Consider the following 18,584-nt stretch of genomic DNA (forward strand, 5'->3'; position numbering starts at 1 on the left):
TTCAAAACCCTTTGAGTCTTAAATCCCGCATCCCGTACTGCCTCCCGTTTTCTTATTGCTTCAGAACCGGATTCAGGTCGTCAGAGCGGCTCGCTTTTCTCCGATCAGTTTGATCAGCGCTTTCTGCGGGTCGGCAAACTTCTTGAGCCCTTCCTCCATCAGCGTTTTTTCGAGATGCTCGAAATCGACCTTCTCGTCGATCTCGTTGAGAATCTCTTCGGAAGGCAGCTTGTCGACCTGGCGGGTGAAGGTCTTGCCGTCCATTTCCTGAATCGCGGCGTTGGTTGCCGGCGGATTCGTCTGGATGTCGGCTCCTGCCAGAGCGGCGACGTACTTGTCTTTCGGATCTTCCGGCTTCTTGGTTCCGGTACTGGCGAAGATCATCTCCTGATCAAGCGGCAGATTCTTGTCCGCCCAGAAGTCGTTGTTGAGCTGCCAGATCCGTTTGGCATTGACGATCCCGACCTGCCCCTGAGCGGCGTCGGACAGATTCGAACAATGCTGTTCGGTGTAGACATCGATCCGGCTGATGAAGATGCTGTAGACCGACTTCAACGTCTTGGGATCCTTGCGTCGCTGAGCCCCGCGCCAGATTGCGTCGCGAGCTTCTTCGTACTGACGCTGTGAGAAGATCAGCGTGACGTTGAGGGTGATGCCGGCCGCGGCCAGTTCTTCCAAAGCCGCAAGTCCGCCCGGAGTAGCCGGGACTTTGATCATGCGGTTGGTGTGACCTTCCGCCCATTGCTTGCCGAGTTCGATGTACTTCTGAGCCTTCTCTTCGACCGACAGTTCGCACGACGTGTCTTCGAGCAGCGGGTCGAGCTCGAAGCTGACGTAACCATCGTTGCCGTTGGTCTGCTTGTTGACTTCGGCGAAGACCGCCTGAGCATCTTTCACAAGATGATCCGTCATGGCCCAGGCGATGGCGGAGTCGTCGTCTTCCTTGTCGAGATGTTTCTCGAGCTCTTCATCGAAGCGGCCGGTCTTCAGCAGATCGGCGACGATGATCGGATTCGAGGTCGCGCCGGTCGCACCGACGGCTCGGTTTTCCCGGACGAGATCCGGATCGACACTGTCGAGCCAAAGTTTGGTGCCGGTCTGAACCAGGCTTTCAAGAGGAGACGCCATTGAAAAGTCCTTCGATCAAGCTGTGTGCCGGAGAGCGCGATTCCGACCTGATGTTCCTGTTTCTCGGGAGGCCGAACAGGATCGAAACTCCCTTCGTTCGTTTGTAACCGACATTAATTCGGAAAACCACCCCGCTAACGCGATTCCCACATCGACTGTGGAATTGTCGCAACATGCTCCCGGACGATGTTGACTGTTCGCAACGTGGAACGCCTCAGTTGACTCGAAGCTGAAACATTCTGCATCGCGGCGAAACAGGCTGATTTCCCGACTCGAACCGCAAATGGTCGTGGTCAACCACGTGCCTGACCACTCGAATCGGCCGATCTCGGCATCGGTTTTGTTAGTGAACTCCCTCACGACCTGAGACAACGTGACGGAGAAATGAATGATCTGGACGACAGCGACGCCGCCGCGAGAAAACCCGCGCGAACGCAGCGATCGTTTGCATGCAATCTTAAGAGCCTGCAGACAGCAACCGGTTGTTCTCCTGATGGGAGAAGCCGGTACGGGCAAGACCCATCTGGGGCAGTTGCTGCACGAAATCGAAAACTCACCAGGCTGCCTGCTGCGCGTGATCGAGCCCGAGCGGAGAGCGCGGATTTCGCATCGATCGCAACTCGATCGGTTGCGGCACACCGTCTGGAAATCTCACCTCTACAGTCGAGCCTCGGGGACGACCCTTATCGAGAACGTCGATCAGCTGTCCGCCTGCGAACTGCACGACGTGCTGGGACTTGTGCGCGGTCGCTTGAAGAGCCTCCCGGCCATCCCGTCGCAGCCGGGTCTCATTCTTACTGCCCGGCTCCCTCTGGAACGGTCGCCGCAGCATCAGACGTTCGAGGAGCTCGTTACCATTCTGCGGGCGCATACTCACAAGCTTCCCTCTTTGCGGGACCAGCCTCGATACATCGCTCCGCTGGTTCGGGAGTTCATCAAGACGGAGGTTGATGGTTCGAGTCGCCGCATTACGCGAATTGCGACGGAAGTCATCGAGTGCCTTCATCAGCATGACTGGCCCGGCAATGTCCGCGAACTCAAGCAGGTCGTCGCCGCTGCGATCACTCAATGCTCAGATGGCGTCTTTACGCCTCGACATCTGCCGCAGCAGTTCCGTTTCCGAGATGGGCTCTCTCACTCAGACCTGGAGCAGCGGAATCCGTTCATTCCGGGAGGTCCGACACCAAACGGAGATTACGCCATTCGCGTTGCAGGTCGGACAGAGACGGTCCCGGCTCCGTCGAGCATTGTCGATGGGGTGGCGTCGATGGAACGCAACATGATCACTTCGGCGCTCGAAGAATGTCAGTTCAACCGGACCCGAGCCGCTCAGTTGCTCGGCATCAGTCGGGTCACGCTCTACAACAAAATGCGACGGCTCGGCATGCCGACGACATTGGCGTCCCAGAACGACTAACACCGCTGCTCAGAACGGCTTGGACATGCGAACGGAATCGCCTTCACAAAGCACACCGTCTGTCTGGCCGGACGCCAGCCGCGTATTCACGGCCAGTCGGTAGTAGTGATTGAAGTGCTCAGTCGCGATGCCTGTCGGCAACGATTCCCGTCGGCGCTGAGCGAAGAGCTTCTGAAACTGCGGATAAGGCTCCGCGGTCTGCGGATCGCGGGAAGGGACGACGCATCGCTGGCACGGATTGACGCCCAGCAGACGGATGTCCCCAATCTGAAACTCTCTCGGCTCGCCCGGGGGGCCATACAACTGGTCTTCCCAGAAGGGAGCCGGTGTGTCGAGTTCCAAGTTCGCACGAAAGCGAAGGCGCAAACTCTCGATGGTCACTTGCGGAAACCATTCACTCAACTTAAGTAGAGTTTCATGACTGATGATCGTCGGCCCGTGAGCTTCAGAATCATCCGGAAAACCGCCCTCCGGATTCTCGGCGATGCGAACGTACTGTCCCAGGAGATCGCTGAACCAGGCGCCGAGTCGGCCGAGATCATCAGGAATCACGAACGAGTCCGAGGTTCCGTCTCCGATCAGATCGGACATTGAAACCGAAGACAGATCCTCGGCGAACTCACAGCGAATTTGCTGCAGGCGTCCGTACCGCTTGGCGTTGATGATCTTGCCGCTCTCGTCGATGAGCGCCCACCGGCGATCATTCTCCAGCGATCCGACGGGCAAAATCCGGGCAGCCGAAACGTGAAGTCCGGGGAGCGACTTGATCGGGTAAAGATTAATTCGCCCGAGCGTCACGGTCGACAAATCACTCATGAGGAGCGACACCCGCCAGTTGACAGAAGCGTTCGACCCGCTCCCGGATTGGCTGCAGAGCTTCGTTCCAGAACTCTTCCGATTCCAGATCGAAACCAAACGCCTCGCGAGCCGCGGTCAGAGCCGACGGCCCTCCGGTGGAGATCAGGAATTGATCGTAACGTTCAGGGAATCCCTGGGAATGCTGTCGGGCTTCCTGGAAGATCCGTTGTGACAACAGATACCCGAACGTGTATGGGAAGTTGTAGAACGGCTCGTCGCTGATGTAGAAGTGCAGCTTCGAGATCCAGAAGGTCGGGCTGTAACCCCCTTCGGCCAGAGCGTTCTGGAACGCCTTCTTCTGCGCATTGACCATCATGTCGTTGAGCTGTTCGGGGGTCAGTTCTCCATCCGGCCGTCGCTGATACAGTTCGTTTTCGAAGATGTACCGACAATGGATATTGAGCAGGAATCCGACCGCATCGGTGATCTGGCGATCGAGGGCTTCGAGTTGCTGTTGCCGATCGGTCAACGAGTCGAACCGCTCAGCGGAGACAATCGTTTCGGCGAATGTGGACGCCGTTTCCGCCAGCGACATTGGATACATTTGCATCACGACCGGATGATTTCGCAGAACCCACGCATGATAGGAATGGCCCAGTTCATGGGCCAGAGTCGACAGGCTGTCTTCGGTATCGCGGTAGGTCATGAAGATCCGGGTCTCTCCCGACTTCGGGAAATCGATGCAGAAGCCCCCCTGACGTTTGCCCACCCGGTTCTCGGCTTCAATCCAGCGACCATTCAGAGCGACATCGCCAAATTGCCCGAGTGGTTTGTGGAATTTGTGAAATGCATCGTGAATGACGTCGCAGGCCAGCTGATACTCCGGCTGCGCAGCCGATTTGGTCAGCGGACAGTCGAGATCGAACCAGCAGATCTCCGGCAGATCCAGCATCCGCTGCTTGGTCTTCAAATAGCGAATCAGCTCGGGAGTCGCCGCGGTAATGGCCGACCACATCGCGTCAATCGCCTTCTGCGACACTCGGTTCTGCTGCATAGGGATGGTCAGGTAGCTTTCGCGTCCGGCGTACTTGTCGACGGTCAATCGCGATCCGACGATGTGATTGAGAGCCGCAGCCGCCGAATCAGCGATCGATTGCCACGCTTTGTCCGTCGCATAGAAATGGTTCTCGCGTTCGGAACGGTCGGGCCCATCGCAGGCGACCTGTCCCGGAGCTTTCTGAACGAGCTCGCCTTTCTCCATCACGGTGATCTTCACCGATGAGGAAAGATCATCGTAGAGCCGGCTCCAGGCGCTGAGTCCGTCGATATTCAGCTCGGCGGCGAAGTCGGCCAGGTGATCGGGAAGTCGAGCCGCAGCTTCGTTGCGACGCCGTTCGAGGAAGCCACGCACATCGCTGAGGACTGGATCGGCAATCAACGTTGCCCATTTCTGACCGTCGATATGACGGACAAACCGATCAAGTTGATGATCGGCTTTTTCGACCGCAGGCAGAACGGCGGCCATCACCGACTCGGCCTGACGGTAGGCGTCGACATCGCACTGAGCGGCCGCGTAACAGGCTGTCAGCGAGTTGGCCTGCCAGTATTCCTGCCGGCACTGCCCATACTGAGAGACCAGTTCGGCGAGTGTCGCCGCGGAGATTTCCTCGCCGGAATCGATGATTCCCTGCACGTGTGCGGCGAACTCCCCGTACAGCTCGCGGATGCGGGACTGCCATTGGGAATAGTTTTCTGTGCCCGGTTCAGGCCCCAGAGACGACAAAGACCAACTGATCGCGTATGCCATCGGCGTTTTTTCCTTCATTCAGAACGCAGGGACCCTGCGGGGGTATTCTGAGCAATGTCCTGAATCATGTCGAGAGTCGCCTGTTCCACGGCCTGTTCCCAGTCACGAGTCGGGAACTGCGAGGCGTAAGGTTCGCGACGATAGGCAAAATTGATACCTCGGGAACTGTTGATGATCGCGCCGAGTCCGTCCGCATCAAAAGCGCTCGCCACGTCCCCGGCTCCGCCCCCCTGGGCTCCGTAACCGGGAATCAACAGAGGAACATGTGGCATGGCCTGGCGAAGTTGTTTCAGCTCGTCAGGATACGTCGCTCCGACGACGGCACCGACGCAACCGTAGGAAGAGGAACCACTTTCGCATTCCGCCGCTGATTCCTGCTCCACGATCTCGGCCACTTTCTGATACAGCGTCTGATCCTGCTGTTCGTGATCCTGGAAGGACGCTGCCCCCGGGTTGCTGGTTCGCACGAGTACGTAAATTCCGGCTCCCCGTTCATGACAGGCTTTGATAAACGGCTGCAGCGTATCGTGCCCGAGGTACGGATTCACCGTGAGCGCATCGGCGGCGAAGGGAGCCCGACTGGCGTCGTCGCCGGCCAGATAAGCGTCGGCGTAAGCTTCGGCTGTCGATCCGATATCGCCCCGTTTGGCGTCGCAGATGACAATCAGTCCCTGGCGGCGGGCATGGAGATTAACTCTCTGCAATGCCAGAACGCCGGCCGGTCCGGCTTGCTCGAAGAAGGCCGACTGGGGTTTGACGGCCGGCACGAGAGGCGCGACGACATCGATAATCCGCTTGCAGAATTCTTCAAACGCAAGGGCGGTGGTCGTGAATTCGTCGCCGCCCGCTTCCCGGGCCCGTTCGACGATCTCCTCGGGCAACTGGTCGAAACGTGGGTCGAGCCCGACGAGAGCCGGGGTTCCTTTTCGGGAAATCGCCTGATGAAGTCGTTCCGCAAAACCGCTCATGACATCCGCTCCAGCCTCTCAGGTCTCGAAGAAGCACGGCAACGTCGCGACGAGCGTCCGAAACTATGGAGATCAATTCGTCGGACGACTCGCGGGAGGCTTGATGCGACTCCTGCCGAAATACGCAGACGAACTATAACGGGGAGCGAATCAACGTGGCAAATCCATGCCTGCGGTCAGCTGGAAAGGGCATCTTCCAACGGAGGGAGCTGATTTTCGCTACCATCGCGTTTAGGAATGCGATGCAACAGCCGACTGATTTCCCCGCGATTGAGCGGCTTTGTCGCGAAGTAGGAGCAACCTGCATCCAGGCAACGATCCCTCTCTTCCGGCTGACAGTGAGCGGTCAACGCAATGATGGGCAGGTTATTACCGGCTTCGCGGAGGACACGGGTGGCCATGTAGCCATCCATCACCGGCATCTGCATGTCCATGATGATGGCGTCAAAGGGAGCGTCGGAATTCTCGGCTTCCGTAACGGCTTCGACGGCTTCCTGACCGGTCGAAACCACGAACACATCCATGTTCTCCTTGCTGAGTACGAACTGAATCAGCCGGCGATTGTCTTCGCAGTCTTCCGCCACGAGGATTTTGCGGCAGTGTTCACTGCAGGCCGCGGCGTGCGGCAAGGTGTGTCGTCTTCGTTGCATCAATTCCTCGGGCACGGCCGTTTCATGAATCCGCGGTGCCAGTCGGACTTCATTCTGGCGGCTGCTCGGACGCAGCACCTGAACGGTGATTTCGACATTGAATCGACTGCCGGCTCCCGGCTCGCTTTCGACGGAGATTTTTCCGTCAAGTTTTCCGGCCAGGCGCTGACTGATCGCCAGCCCAAGCCCAGTGCCGCCGTAGCGACGGGACATGGAACTGTCAGCCTGAGTGAAAGGTTTGAACAGTCTCGACTGCTGCTCGACGGTCATTCCGATTCCGGTGTCCGTCACCGCGACATTGAATCGCATGGCGTCCGGCCGATCTCCATGGGGAGTTGCCGAGACTTCGACCCGCACCGATCCCGCTTCTGTGAACTTCAATGCATTGCTGACCAGATTGAGCAGGATCTGACGAATCCGGAACGGATCGGAGAGCATCTGGTCCGGGACGGAGGCATCGAGATGACAGATGAGGTCGATCCGCTTCTCATAGGCCCGTAGCGACATCACATCGATCACGTCCTGCACGATTTCCTCGGGCTGGCAACGGATCTGTTCGATATCGAGCTTGCCGGCTTCAAACTTGGAAACGTCCAGAATGTCGTTGATCATCTGCAGCAGATGCTCGCCATTCCGCTTGATGGTCTCCAGGCAGTACATCGTCTGCGGATCGTCCGTCGACTCGATCACAATATCAGTGAAACCGAGGATCGCGGTCATTGGTGTGCGAATTTCGTGCGTCATGTTCGCGACGAACTCGTTCTTCAGACGGACGGACTGCTCAGCTTTCCGGTTGGCTTCGCGAAGCTCGGTATTCACGCGGGCCAGGTGAGCTGCAATTCGTTCCTGTGTTTCTTTTCGATGCCGCAACTCTTCCGCGGCGGCTCGTAAGGCTTCGTGCTGGCGTTTCTTCTCGGAGATATCCTTGACCGCTCCGACATAACTCAGCTGGTTGCGGACTGTCATGGGACGCAGGTTGAAATCGATCCAGCGCTGTATCCCGTTCGACTCGCCGACGAGATAGGTGCCGAGAAATTCTCGCTGCGTCCGGACCGTTTCCCGCCACTGTCTGCGAACATCTTCGCGGGCCTGTTCGCCAATCAACTGATACCAGGGTAGGTTCCTGTCTTCGAGTCCACACGATTCCCAGATTTCGTTCCAGGTTTCGTTGGAGAATGAAACCACGCCCTGCACGTCGGTCTGGAAGATCCCGTAAGGAATCGTTTGTGCCAGACTGCGGAATTTCTCTTCCGATTCACGACTGCAACGAATCGCTTCATTGAGTTCGAGTGTCCGGGCCTGCTCGCTGAAGCGAAGTTCCGTCACCCGGTTGATGATCTTGGCGTAAAAGATGTTCAGGAACAGAGAAACGATGGCCGCGATGAACTGCAGCAGCACATGGTTCTCGAATTCAATCGACGACGACGTGAAGTAGACGAAAATACTCGTGACACAAACCGATAACCCGACGCCGGCAAAGAACCACCGGCGCGACAGGTACATGACTCCGCTGGCCATCGTCATCAGGCACATCAGAGCCACGGAAACCGGTGACGGAATGAAGTAGTGACGGAGCAGCAGATTCCAGAGCACGGGAGCCATCATCGACAACGCCACGATGTGGGCGAAACGGGAGGGCAGCGTGTACCGTGTCAGAAGATAGCCAGCGCCACTGAAGATGAAGATATTGAGAATTCCACTGCACTTCATCAGCGGGGGAAATGCATTCTCAAACAGCGTCACCTGGCATAACGTGGTTAGGCCGAACAGGATCGCCAGCGCAATGGCAACGGCATTCAGGTTATCCCGGAAGTAGCGATTGCGCTCTGTTTCGATCTGACAGGAAACAGGCGAACTACTCTCAGCGGGGTCGCTGGAAAATCGGTGCATCGAGGACTGCGTTTCTGGAAGACGATTCGTGCCGTGGGTCGCACCCCTCCGGCCGGGGGCGGCAATAATCAAACCAAAGGAAGAATGAGGTACCTGAAACCTAGATTAAGAATTACGCATGCGCCTTAAAAATTGAGGCAAATCCCTGAAGAAAAAGGAACCAGAGCCTCCATTTAACCTGAGGATTTCGTCTCTCCGGCTTCCGCTCTTCTCTGCGCCGGAACTCTCGCAGTCGGTTCCCAGCTTCTGGATTGAGACTTGGTAATCTCACAGGCGAATTGTTACACTGACCCGGTCGCCTGAACAATCTGGTGGAAACGAAGTTGCGATGACTTGAGAGATTCGCCGCGACGAGGTTCTGTCTTCATTCTGCCGCCGGATCGATCGGTATAGGGCAGAAGTTCCGGCGTTCGTGTGAATGGGACTTTGGTTCGAGTTGACGCGGGTCGCAGGGTGTTGACACACCGCGGATTGTCAACGAATGCAGAGAAGCAGCATCTATGAATTCACTCCGTTCTGCACTGGTGATCCTCCTGTTCGCGGTCGGGACGGTCGGTGTTGCTCAGGCACAGCCCGAAACTCCGGAGGACGCCGCTCCAGCAACCGCCCCGGCCCCCACGACGGCGACCGGGGCTCCGCGTGCCGCCAATGATTACCCGCCGAATCCGTTTATCTTCTATCGCGGAAACGTGGTTCTCGATAACAACCGGATTCTCGTGGGCGATGCCACGGTGTCCGCGCCACGGAAAGGCTACTACTTCAGCCTCGGCAAGCTCGTCCCGATCTTCGCGATTTTCTTCCTCTGGTGCTGGTCGACCCGATGGGCTCAGACGGACAGCCAGAGCCTCAAGGTGCGTCCTCAGTTCTGGATGACCAATATCCTGCTCGGGGGACTGTTCGGCTTCCTGCTTGTGGTCACGATGCCGAGCTTTCTGCTTGGTTTTGTGCTGCTCCTTGCCGGTTACGGCGGAACGATTGGCACCTATGTCTACGAACGCAATCAGAAGGTGCCCGATTCCGCCAAGGTGATGACGCCCCGACATATCCGGAACGTCGTAATTCGCACGCTGGCGAAATACGGCATAAACATCGGCTCGGGCACCGTCAAGGAACAGGCCGTCGGGCCCCCCATCGTCTTTCTCGGCAAGAGCAAGGAAGGGGGCCGGTCGAAGACGGTCGAAAGTTCCCGCGGGTACATGTCGGCCAAGGAGCTCGTTTACGACGCCATTCTCCGTCGTGCGACCGATATCCACCTGGAACCCAAAGAAGACGAGATGGCGGTTCGACTTCGCATCGACGGGGTGATGTACCCGACCGAGCCGTTCGACCCAGCTGTCGGTCAGAACGTGGTCAACATCATCAAAGTCCTCTCAGCGATGGATATCACGGAGAAACGGAAACCGCAGGACGGCAGTTTTCGGGCCGAGATGGATTTCCGCGAGATCGACTTCCGTGTCGCCACGCAGGGGACTCGCTTCGGCGAAAAGATGGTCATGCGTATTCTCGACCAGTCGAACTCAGTCAGCAGTCTGGCTCAGCTGGGAATGCGGAAACAGGTTCAGGATGGCCTCAGAAGCGTTATCAACCAGCCACACGGACTATTCCTGACCTGCGGTCCAACCGGGGCCGGTAAATCGACGACGCTCTATGCGGCACTGGGCGAGATCGATTCGTATCAGCGAAACATCATCACGATCGAAGACCCGATCGAGTACAAGATGGAGAAAGTGACGCAGATCGAGATCAACAACAAAGCCGGGCAGACCTTCGCCGGTTCGCTCCGCAGCGTTCTGCGACAGGACCCGGACGTCGTGATGATCGGCGAAATCCGGGATGCGGAAACCGCGTTGATTGCCTGCCAGGCGGCGAACACCGGTCACATGGTATTCTCGACCGTGCACGCCAACGAAACATTCTCGGCTCTCTACCGGATGATGGATCTGGGCGTGGAGCCTTTCATGTTATCCAGTTCGCTTTCGGCCATTCTGGGCCAGCGACTGGCTCGTCGCCTCTGCAACGACTGCAAGGTCCCCTACAAGCCGAAGCCGGAGTTCCTGAAGAAGGCCAATCTTCCGGCCAGCAAAATCGAGAACTTCTACAAGCCGCCGACCAACCCGGAGGGCCAGTGCCCGACATGCGGGGGCCTTGGCTATAAAGGCCGAATCGGGGTCTACGAGCTGCTCGAACTGAGCGAACGCATGCGGGACATGATCCGCGACAGTGCCGCGATCACGCAGATCAAAGCCGAAGCTCGGAAGAACGGTATGCTGTATATGCGGGAAGAAGGACTCCGACTGGTTGTCAAAGGTGTGACGTCGGTCGACGAAATGCTCCGCGTGGTGAAGTAGTCTGTCGGCTCTGGTCGACGTCCCTGTCCAGACGATTGAAACGTAAATCGGGTGAAGCGGAAATGATAGATCTGTTCCTCATCGCAGTGATTGCCGTGACGGCCTGGTGTGTGGCCTCCGAAGGCGCCTGGGGAGCCGCGTTGACATTCCTCAGCGTGCTCTTCGCCGGCATCATCGCCATGAACTACTTCGAGCCACTCGCCGAAGCGATGTCGGGAAGTCTCGGCCTGGGACCCTCCTGGCAGAATCGCTGGGATTTCCTTTCGCTGATGCTCCTGTTCATTGGATTTACCTTCGTGTTTCGGCTCGGCTCCGAGCAGATTCTCCCGGTCGCGGTCGAGGTCCATCCTCTCGCGTTCGACGGCGTCCGCTGGTTCGCCGGCGTGATGACCGGATATCTCACCGCCGCATTCATTCTGACAACGCTGCATACGGCCCCGGTCCCACTGAACTATGTGGGCTTCGAGCCGGAACGGGACAACCTTCTGGGCATGGCGGCTCCCGATCGACAATGGCTCGGCTTCGTTCAATATATGACCGAGAAGCCGTTGACCCGACCGGGAAATCACATCTTCGACGGAGCCGTCGTCCGTTTGTCCAATGGCCAGGAAAAGGTCATCCCGACCTTCGCCATTCGCTACGCCACGCGGCGTGGTCAAACCACCGGAGGCACGACTCAGCCGACCGCTCCTCCCGCACCAGCCGTCGCTCCCTCAAGCGGCAACCGCATGCCGTTCTAGCGGGATGACATGCTTCGCTCTGTTTCGTCTCCGTAAGATCGTCCCCACGAAGATGTCCCTTCCTCGCTTCTGGCGGGAACGGTCTCCGACAGGGAATGAGGGAACTTCCCGCGGACTTCACCTCGAAAAACCAGCGTCGCAACGGTCGTTCGTCACACCATTCTCCCTTCTGATACATAGAGCTTCGTATGAGTGCTCCTGCTAATGGTCTGAAGACCGATCTGCTGCAGATCGGCCGCGGCTTCCTCATGGGAGGAGCCGACATTATCCCCGGCGTCTCCGGCGGAACCGTCGCGCTGATTCTCGGAATCTATGAACGACTCATTGATGCGATCAGCCGTGTCGATGGCCATCTCTTCTCGCTGGTGAAACAGGGCCAGTTGCGAGAAGCGGCGACCTATTTCGACCTGCGATTTCTGGTCGCTCTGGGCCTAGGAATCGGAATCGGGATCGTTAGTCTGGCCGGAACGATGCATCACCTGCTGCTGCACGAGCGGACCTGGACTCTGGCGGCCTTCTTCGGTTTGATCGGAGCGTCGTCCTGGCTGGTCGCGAAAATTGTCGATCGCTGGACGCCGGCGGCCATCATCGCGCTCCTCGCCGGAGCGGCCTTTGCATTCTGGCTCGTCGGGCTTCCGCTTCTGCTCGACCCGCCCAATTCTCTGCTCTACATGTTCTTCTGTGGATCGATCGCAATTTGCGCCATGATCCTGCCCGGAATCAGTGGAGCTTTCATCCTGTTACTGCTGGGCAAATATGTCGAGATCACCGGCATGATCAAGGGCGTCGTCCACGGCGAGATCAGTGGAGAAATCATCGCCACGATCATCGTTTTTGGCGTGGGCTGTCTACTGGGGCTGCTCGGGTTCAGCAAGTTCCTGAAATGGCTGCTGGCCCGGCATACGAATCTGACGATGGCGACGCTGTGTGGCTTTATGATCGGCTCTCTTCGGAAGCTCTTTCCCTTTCAGCAGGATGTGACGCCTGAGGTGACCGAATTGAAGCACAAGGTCTTCCTCAACCGCCCCTTCAACGAGATTGACGTAGCCAGCGAACTGTTACCGGCACTGGTCGTGATGATTGTCGCTGCGGCGTTCGTCCTCGTCCTGAGTCATCTCTCGAACATGAAACAACAGATCGAAGACGTTGAAGCCGACAACGTCGACGGCGATCATTAAAAAAATCCCCTCGACCTGCAGGAGTCGAGGGGATTATCGATTACGCCCAGGATCAGGCGACGATTACTTCACGCGGGTTTCGACTTCAGGATCGAGCTTGAGGGCGGTCTCCCGGTCCTTCTCGGCTCCGTCTTTGTCTCCGTTGTCTTTTCGTGATTCCGATCGCTTCCAGTAAGCCAGTGCCACGGCGTTGTCGAAACGCTGAGCAGCCTGGTAATTGAGAATCGCCTTGTCGAGCTGACCGAGAGCCATGTGGGCATCGCCACAAACCGAGTGGGCTGCGAAATTCTGCCCGAACTCCAGAGCTTTGGTGCAGGCTTCGACCGCTTTGTCATACTGCTTCCGCTGGTAGCAGATCTCGCCCCGGACCACATAGGCCTGTGCGAACGTGTCGTCGAGCTTCAGTGCGAGTTCGAGGTCATTCTCGGCTTCTTCGAACTTCTCCTGTTTGGCGAAGAGTTCGGCCCGTTCGACGAACAGAGCCGGATTCTTCTGGTCTCGCTGAATCTGGCGAGCGACAACCATCAGGCTCTGAACCCATTGAGCCATCTGCTGATCGGAGTTGGCTTCCTGGAGCTTTCCGACGGCCTGATAAGCATCTCGACGATGAAGGTAGTGCTTCACATCGTAGGGAGCATGTTCGATGGCCTGTGTGAAATCGGCGATGGCCCGTTCCGGCTCACCCAGTTTGATCAGAGCAAAGCCGCGATTGTTGTAGCCCTTCACGTACTCAGGATCGATCTCGACACACCGAGTGAAATTCTCGATGGCTTTGTCGAACTCACCCAGTTCGAGATACGCGTAGCCCCGGTTGTTGTGGGCATCGACATAGTCTTTGGATTGCGTCGTGGCCTGGTCGAAGTCCGCGATGGCTTCTTCGAACTGCTTCTGTGAAATCAGCGTCAGACCGCGATTGTTGTAGGCCTTGGCGAACTTCTGATCGACGGAAATCGCCTTTGTGAAAGCTTGATACGCCATCTGCGGGTTCTGAGCTTTCACGAACAGCAGGCCGAGCATGTTGTGCCATTCGGCATTGTCCGGCTGGCGAGTGATGGCGAGCGTCATCGAACTGATGGCCTGACTGGTCAGGCCGCTGAAGTCGAGAATCTGAGCCCGGATGACATACCCTTCAGGCGGGCAGACATCGGCACGATGCAGCTGATCGAGCAGCGGGAAAGCCGCCACGTAGTTGCCCTGCTTGAAGTAGGCTTCGATTTTTTTCATCGCCTCGGCGACGTCAACAACGACGCCCTGCCGCGGCTGCGGTTCTTTTTCCGTGACCTGAGTCGTCTCGGGTGCGGGTTGCTGTTCGGTTTCAGTCGTCTGCGCTGCAGCCGGCTCACTCTGGGAACAGCCTTCCATCACGCAGATCATCAGAAGCAGGGGGAGGAAGGGATATCGCATCAGTGGACCACCGTGAACGTCAGAAGGTTGGAGATTCCGTTCGCGACTGGCCTTTTCTGACGGAGTTCCGGCCAGCACAGGGGCGCGGTCTAGCGACCACATGTTCCATTGGACGCGGCTTCTATCTTTTTTTCCTGATTTGTGTCAATGCGAACTTTGCGCCCGTTCATAGCTCCTCCGGTCTTTATTGCCGCCCCTCGGCACGGATTTTTTCGCCTCTCGATTCCGTTTCCGTTCCTCAGGCTCTAAAACCAAGGAAGTCGCACGCTGTTGATTCGCCCTGGAGTTGCAAATGAAGCTCGCCATTTCGCCCTGCTGGAGAATTCTGCTTTCCTCGCTGATTCTGCTTCTCTCGGTAGCCCCGCCACTTCAAGCCGATGATTCCCCGCCGGCTCGACCGAATCTCCTCGTCATTGCCATTGATGATCTCAATGACTGGATCGGCGTTCTCGACGAGCATCCCCAGGTGCAGACGCCGAACATCGATCGACTCGCGGCTCGCGGTCTTCTGTTCACGAATGCTCACGTGCAGGCAACGTTCTGTGCGCCCTCCCGCATCAGCATGCTCTCAGGACGACTGCCGACGACATCGGGCTGCTTCGAATTCAAACCACGTTACGATCAGGCCGCGACCCTCCAGGGCATCGCCCCCTGGCCGATGTGGCTCGGCAGACAGGGCTACAAAACGTACGGTGGCGGGAAGATCTTTCACGAGGGGACAGGAGCAGGCTGGACGGTGGACTGCTTCGAGCAGATCATCCCCTCAGGCAGAAATCCACGACCGGACACACCGATCCACTGGCCAGTCCGCGTCTGGGACTGGGGACCGATTGATCAGCCCGATTCGGCGATGGGCGATTACCATCTCGCAGTCGAAACCGGTCGCCTGCTCAAGCAACAGCACGATCAACCGTTCCTGATGGTGGCCGGCTTCCGACGTCCCCATGTCCCGCTGCATGTACCGAAGAAGTACTTCGACAGATATCCATTGAAGGATGTCGTCCTTCCGGAAGTTCGCGAAGACGATCTGGATGATGTGCCTCACCCGGAAGTCGCCCTCACGCCGCATGCAGCTCCGAATCATGCCGAGATCCTGGAGAAGGACCTGTGGAAGAGTCTGACGCAGGCCTATCTGGCTTCGATCACGTTTGTGGATCATTGCGTCGGCGAAGTGCTGGCCGGACTCGATGAGGGACCGCACGGTAAGAACACGATCGTCATCCTCTGGAGCGACCACGGTTTTCATCTGGGCGAGAAGCAGCATTGGGCCAAACGCACGTTGTGGGAAGAAACAACCCGGATCCCGATGATCATCGCCGGCCCCGGCATTGAAGCCGGCACAACCTGCGCGGAACCGGTCGGTCTGATTGACCTTTACCCCACTCTAGTGGACCTGATTGACGGCGCGACGCCGCACGAACTCGAAGGAGTGAGTCTGCTGCCGTTGCTTCAGGGAAAGAGCGAGTTTCGGCATCCGCCCGTGGTTACGTCGCTGACCCCTGAAGATCACGCGGCTCGTTCACGGGATTTCCGTTACATTCGCTATCGCGATGGGAGCGAAGAGTTGTACGATCACCGAAACGATCCTCACGAATTCAACAACCTGGCCGACGACAACCGCTGGGATTCCGTGAAGGCGGAACTGGCAAACGCGTTGCCGTCGCCGCCAGCGGGAACGACTGAAGAAAAACAGGATTAGACAACACCCATGTCGCTTTACGACATGCAGACAGCTGGGATAAGGAGACAGCCGTGATGAAACTGGGACGCGTAATCCTGCCGAACGATGAGTACCATGTGGCCGCGATCGAAGAAGGGGCTGTGCGGGTGCTCGATATGTCGCAGGTGGAGAACTGTCGGCGGCTCTCCGATATCCTGCATGCTCCCGATCCCGTGGGGCTGGCCCGGTTCCTGATTGACCGCCAGTTTGCTCCCGTCGCCATCGAGGAAGTCCGCTTTCTGGCTCCGGTCGATCAGCAGGAGATCTGGGCAGCCGGCGTGACCTACAAACGCAGCCAGCAGGCCCGCATGGAAGAATCGGAAGAGGGTGCCTCCCATTACGATCGTGTTTATTCGGCCGATCGCCCCGAACTCTTCTTCAAGGCGACTGCTCAGCGGGTTGTCTCTCCCGGCGAGCCGGTTCGGGTGCGAGCCGACAGCGACTGGTCGGTGCCGGAACCCGAATTCGCCATCGTGCTCACGCCGGGCATGAAAGTCTGTGGCTACACGGTCGGGAACGACATGTCGGCCCGCGATATCGAAGGGGCGAACCCGCTCTATCTGCCGCAGGCGAAAGTCTACACCGGCTGCTGCGCGATCGGTCCTGTCGTCACACTGGGTGGGTCCGATCTCGAACTCGGTTCGGTGACGATCCGACTGCAGATCACCCGTGGTCAGGAGCAGGTATTCGAAGGGGAAACGAGCCTTGATCAGCTGCACCGGACACTCGACGACCTCGCCGGCTGGCTTGGCAGAGAGCTTGATTTCCCTAACGGAGCCATCCTGTTGACTGGGACCGGAATCATTCCCCCCGATGAGTTCTCGCTGGAGAACGGCGACCAGGTCGCGATCGAAATTTCCAACATCGGCAGACTGGAAAACCCGGTCCTCAAAGGCTGATCGCCACTATGCTCGCCAACGAAGCCGTTGTCCGCGTTTCAGCCTTCGGTCTGACTCTGACACTCCTCTGGGTGATGGAGTATTTCCTGCCTCGCCGAGAGCAGCCGAAGCGGCAATGGTTTCGCCGAGTGAACAACCTGCTGCTGGTCGTCGTGAACTCGGTCGTGCTCCGCATCCTGCTTCCGGTCACTGCGGTTGTCACCGCTGAGTGGGCGATCGCCAGTCACTGGGGACTGTTGAATCAGCTTTCGCTTCCCGGCTGGGTCAGCGGGGTGATCGCCTTTCTGATTCTCGATCTGGCGATTTACGGACAGCATGTGGCGATGCATTACTTTTCGTGGCTCTGGCCGCTGCATCGCGTGCATCATTCGGACCGTGTCTTCGATGCTACGACCGGCATCCGCTTTCATACGCTGGAGATCGTTCTGTCGATGCTGTGGAAAGTGGCCGTCGTGCTCATTCTCGGTCCGCCTGTGGTCGCGGTGATCGTCTTCGAGATCATGCTCAACGCGATCTCGATGTTCAATCACAGCAACATCGCGATTCCGCTTCGGCTCGATGCTTTATTCCGAAGTGTCGTGGTCACTCCCGACATGCACCGTGTGCATCATTCCATTTTTCGGGAGGAGCATGACTGCAATTACGGTTTCAATTTTTCCTGGTGGGACTTTCTGTTTCGTACCTATCTGCCGCAGCCGAAGGAGGGACACCGGGAGATGAAAATCGGCGTGCCGGGTCTCTCGGAAAGCGATCTGTCGCGCCTGGATCGCCTGTTGTATCAGCCATTGAGGCATCCTCGGAATGACTCGGAGTCCTCTTCAGACTGACCGTTTTTATCCCGGTCAATGAGGACTTGTCTGCGACACCGGGACGAGTAAAGTCAAGCTCATGGAGGTCATTTTTAAGGCACTTCCGAAGCCCTTGTTTTTTGCCCAGACCCGACTTCCTTCTATTCGTCGAAATGAATAGACTTCGCTCTCACGGCCGTGTTTTGCGCGGTACTGAACGAACCGAAGTCTCGGGCGAAAGCCCGGTGAAAATAGAGTAGCTCATGAAATTTTCAACGACTCGACCTCAAACGGCCGATCTGGCCGTCTGCCTGTTCGCCAGGCCTCTGCATCCGGAACTGTTCGATGTGCTGGAACGCTATGAATACGTCGGCGAGAGGTATCAGGCCAGCGTCAGTCTCACTTCCTACGGCCATGTGTTCGAGTACCGTGTGAATGGTCAGATCCTGACTGAGGTACTCGACTGGAATCAGTCGCAGTTGCCACGGATCAAGCGTCTCTGCCTCTATTCGACCGATCGTCCCCGCAGTCTGCGATTCAAACTCGATGGCGGACTGTGCATTCAGGTCTGCTTCAACTGCGAGTATCTTTCCGCCGATGTCTATCGTCGCATTCAGCAGGAGCACTGGAAACAGGCCGAAAGTGCGACGCTGGCGCACACGGTTGTCGGCACCGAGTTCGAACTCACTCCGCCGCTCAGCTTCCTGAACGTCGATCCGCTGGCCGAATCGCTCGGCATTCACACGTTCCATCTCTATCCGGACGAACGGGCGATCGTGAAGACGCAATCGCTGTTCACGTTCGACGAGAACGATGACTAAAGCGGATCGCTCGAGCCGTTAGAGGATT

General features: G+C 57.6%; 14 protein-coding genes. 8 read left to right on the top strand and 6 right to left on the bottom strand.

Going from position 1 to position 18,584, the window contains the following annotated elements; genetic code table 11:
- Positions 1 to 72 precede the first annotated feature (72 nt).
- Positions 73 to 1,128 (bottom strand): transaldolase family protein, encoded by a 1,056-nt coding sequence (locus tag L1A08_RS21305; protein ID WP_238758609.1) that lies wholly within the window; start codon positions 1,126 to 1,128, stop codon positions 73 to 75.
- 388 nt (positions 1,129 to 1,516) lie between these two features.
- Between L1A08_RS21305 and L1A08_RS21310 the strand changes: the two genes are divergently transcribed.
- Positions 1,517 to 2,545, top strand: a complete 1,029-nt coding sequence (locus L1A08_RS21310; protein ID WP_238758611.1) for a helix-turn-helix domain-containing protein — start codon at positions 1,517 to 1,519, stop codon at positions 2,543 to 2,545.
- A 9-nt stretch (positions 2,546 to 2,554) separates the two neighbouring features.
- Here L1A08_RS21310 and L1A08_RS21315 read toward each other — a convergent pair whose 3' ends face one another.
- The 4 genes from L1A08_RS21315 to L1A08_RS21330 all read right to left on the bottom strand — a co-directional run bounded on the left by L1A08_RS21315 (position 2,555) and on the right by L1A08_RS21330 (position 8,658).
- Positions 2,555 to 3,361: an MOSC domain-containing protein gene (locus L1A08_RS21315; RefSeq protein WP_238758612.1), complete on the bottom strand. Its 807-nt coding sequence runs from the start codon at positions 3,359 to 3,361 to the stop codon at positions 2,555 to 2,557.
- Positions 3,354 to 5,150 (bottom strand): M3 family oligoendopeptidase, encoded by a 1,797-nt coding sequence (locus L1A08_RS21320; protein WP_238758613.1) that lies wholly within the window; start codon positions 5,148 to 5,150, stop codon positions 3,354 to 3,356. Before L1A08_RS21320 ends, L1A08_RS21315 begins: the two co-directional genes overlap by 8 nt.
- A 14-nt stretch (positions 5,151 to 5,164) precedes the next feature.
- A complete protein-coding gene (pyrF, locus tag L1A08_RS21325; RefSeq protein ID WP_238758614.1) occupies positions 5,165 to 6,118 on the bottom strand; it encodes an orotidine-5'-phosphate decarboxylase in 954 nt (317 codons plus the stop codon).
- A 176-nt stretch (positions 6,119 to 6,294) separates the two neighbouring features.
- Positions 6,295 to 8,658, bottom strand: coding sequence for a PAS domain-containing hybrid sensor histidine kinase/response regulator (locus L1A08_RS21330; protein WP_238758615.1), 2,364 nt, complete (start codon positions 8,656 to 8,658; stop codon positions 6,295 to 6,297).
- A gap of 500 nt (positions 8,659 to 9,158) precedes the next feature.
- On the opposite strand from L1A08_RS21330, the gene L1A08_RS21335 reads away from it, so the two are divergent.
- From L1A08_RS21335 to L1A08_RS21345, 3 genes are all read left to right on the top strand, one after another.
- Positions 9,159 to 11,006, top strand: coding sequence for a GspE/PulE family protein (locus L1A08_RS21335; RefSeq protein WP_238758616.1), 1,848 nt, complete (start codon positions 9,159 to 9,161; stop codon positions 11,004 to 11,006).
- Between the two features lie 62 nt (positions 11,007 to 11,068).
- Positions 11,069 to 11,746, top strand: a complete 678-nt coding sequence (locus L1A08_RS21340; protein WP_238758617.1) for a CvpA family protein — start codon at positions 11,069 to 11,071, stop codon at positions 11,744 to 11,746.
- A 188-nt stretch (positions 11,747 to 11,934) separates the two neighbouring features.
- The gene (locus L1A08_RS21345; protein ID WP_238758618.1) at positions 11,935 to 12,924 is read left to right on the top strand and encodes a DUF368 domain-containing protein; all 990 of its coding nucleotides are present in this window, start codon (positions 11,935 to 11,937) and stop codon (positions 12,922 to 12,924) included.
- 63 nt (positions 12,925 to 12,987) lie between these two features.
- On the opposite strand, the gene L1A08_RS21350 is transcribed toward L1A08_RS21345, so the two are convergent.
- On the bottom strand, positions 12,988 to 14,328 hold the full coding sequence (locus tag L1A08_RS21350; RefSeq protein WP_238758619.1) for a tetratricopeptide repeat protein: 1,341 nt from the start codon (positions 14,326 to 14,328) through the stop codon (positions 12,988 to 12,990).
- A 292-nt stretch (positions 14,329 to 14,620) separates the two neighbouring features.
- Here L1A08_RS21350 and L1A08_RS21355 point away from each other — a divergent pair, with 292 nt between their 5' ends.
- The 4 genes from L1A08_RS21355 to L1A08_RS21370 all read left to right on the top strand — a co-directional run bounded on the left by L1A08_RS21355 (position 14,621) and on the right by L1A08_RS21370 (position 18,556).
- A complete protein-coding gene (locus L1A08_RS21355) occupies positions 14,621 to 16,027 on the top strand; it encodes a sulfatase (protein ID WP_238758620.1) in 1,407 nt (468 codons plus the stop codon).
- A gap of 56 nt (positions 16,028 to 16,083) precedes the next feature.
- Positions 16,084 to 16,947, top strand: a complete 864-nt coding sequence (locus L1A08_RS21360) for a fumarylacetoacetate hydrolase family protein (RefSeq protein WP_238758621.1) — start codon at positions 16,084 to 16,086, stop codon at positions 16,945 to 16,947.
- 8 nt (positions 16,948 to 16,955) lie between these two features.
- Complete coding sequence (locus L1A08_RS21365) at positions 16,956 to 17,774, top strand: sterol desaturase family protein (RefSeq protein WP_238758622.1); 819 nt, start codon at positions 16,956 to 16,958, stop codon at positions 17,772 to 17,774.
- A gap of 224 nt (positions 17,775 to 17,998) precedes the next feature.
- On the top strand, positions 17,999 to 18,556 hold the full coding sequence (locus L1A08_RS21370; RefSeq protein ID WP_238758623.1) for a DUF2617 family protein: 558 nt from the start codon (positions 17,999 to 18,001) through the stop codon (positions 18,554 to 18,556).
- Positions 18,557 to 18,584: the final 28 nt, after the last annotated feature.

The sequence above is a fragment of the Rubinisphaera margarita genome, from assembly GCF_022267515.1.
Taxonomy (GTDB): Bacteria; Planctomycetota; Planctomycetia; order Planctomycetales; family Planctomycetaceae; genus Rubinisphaera; species Rubinisphaera margarita.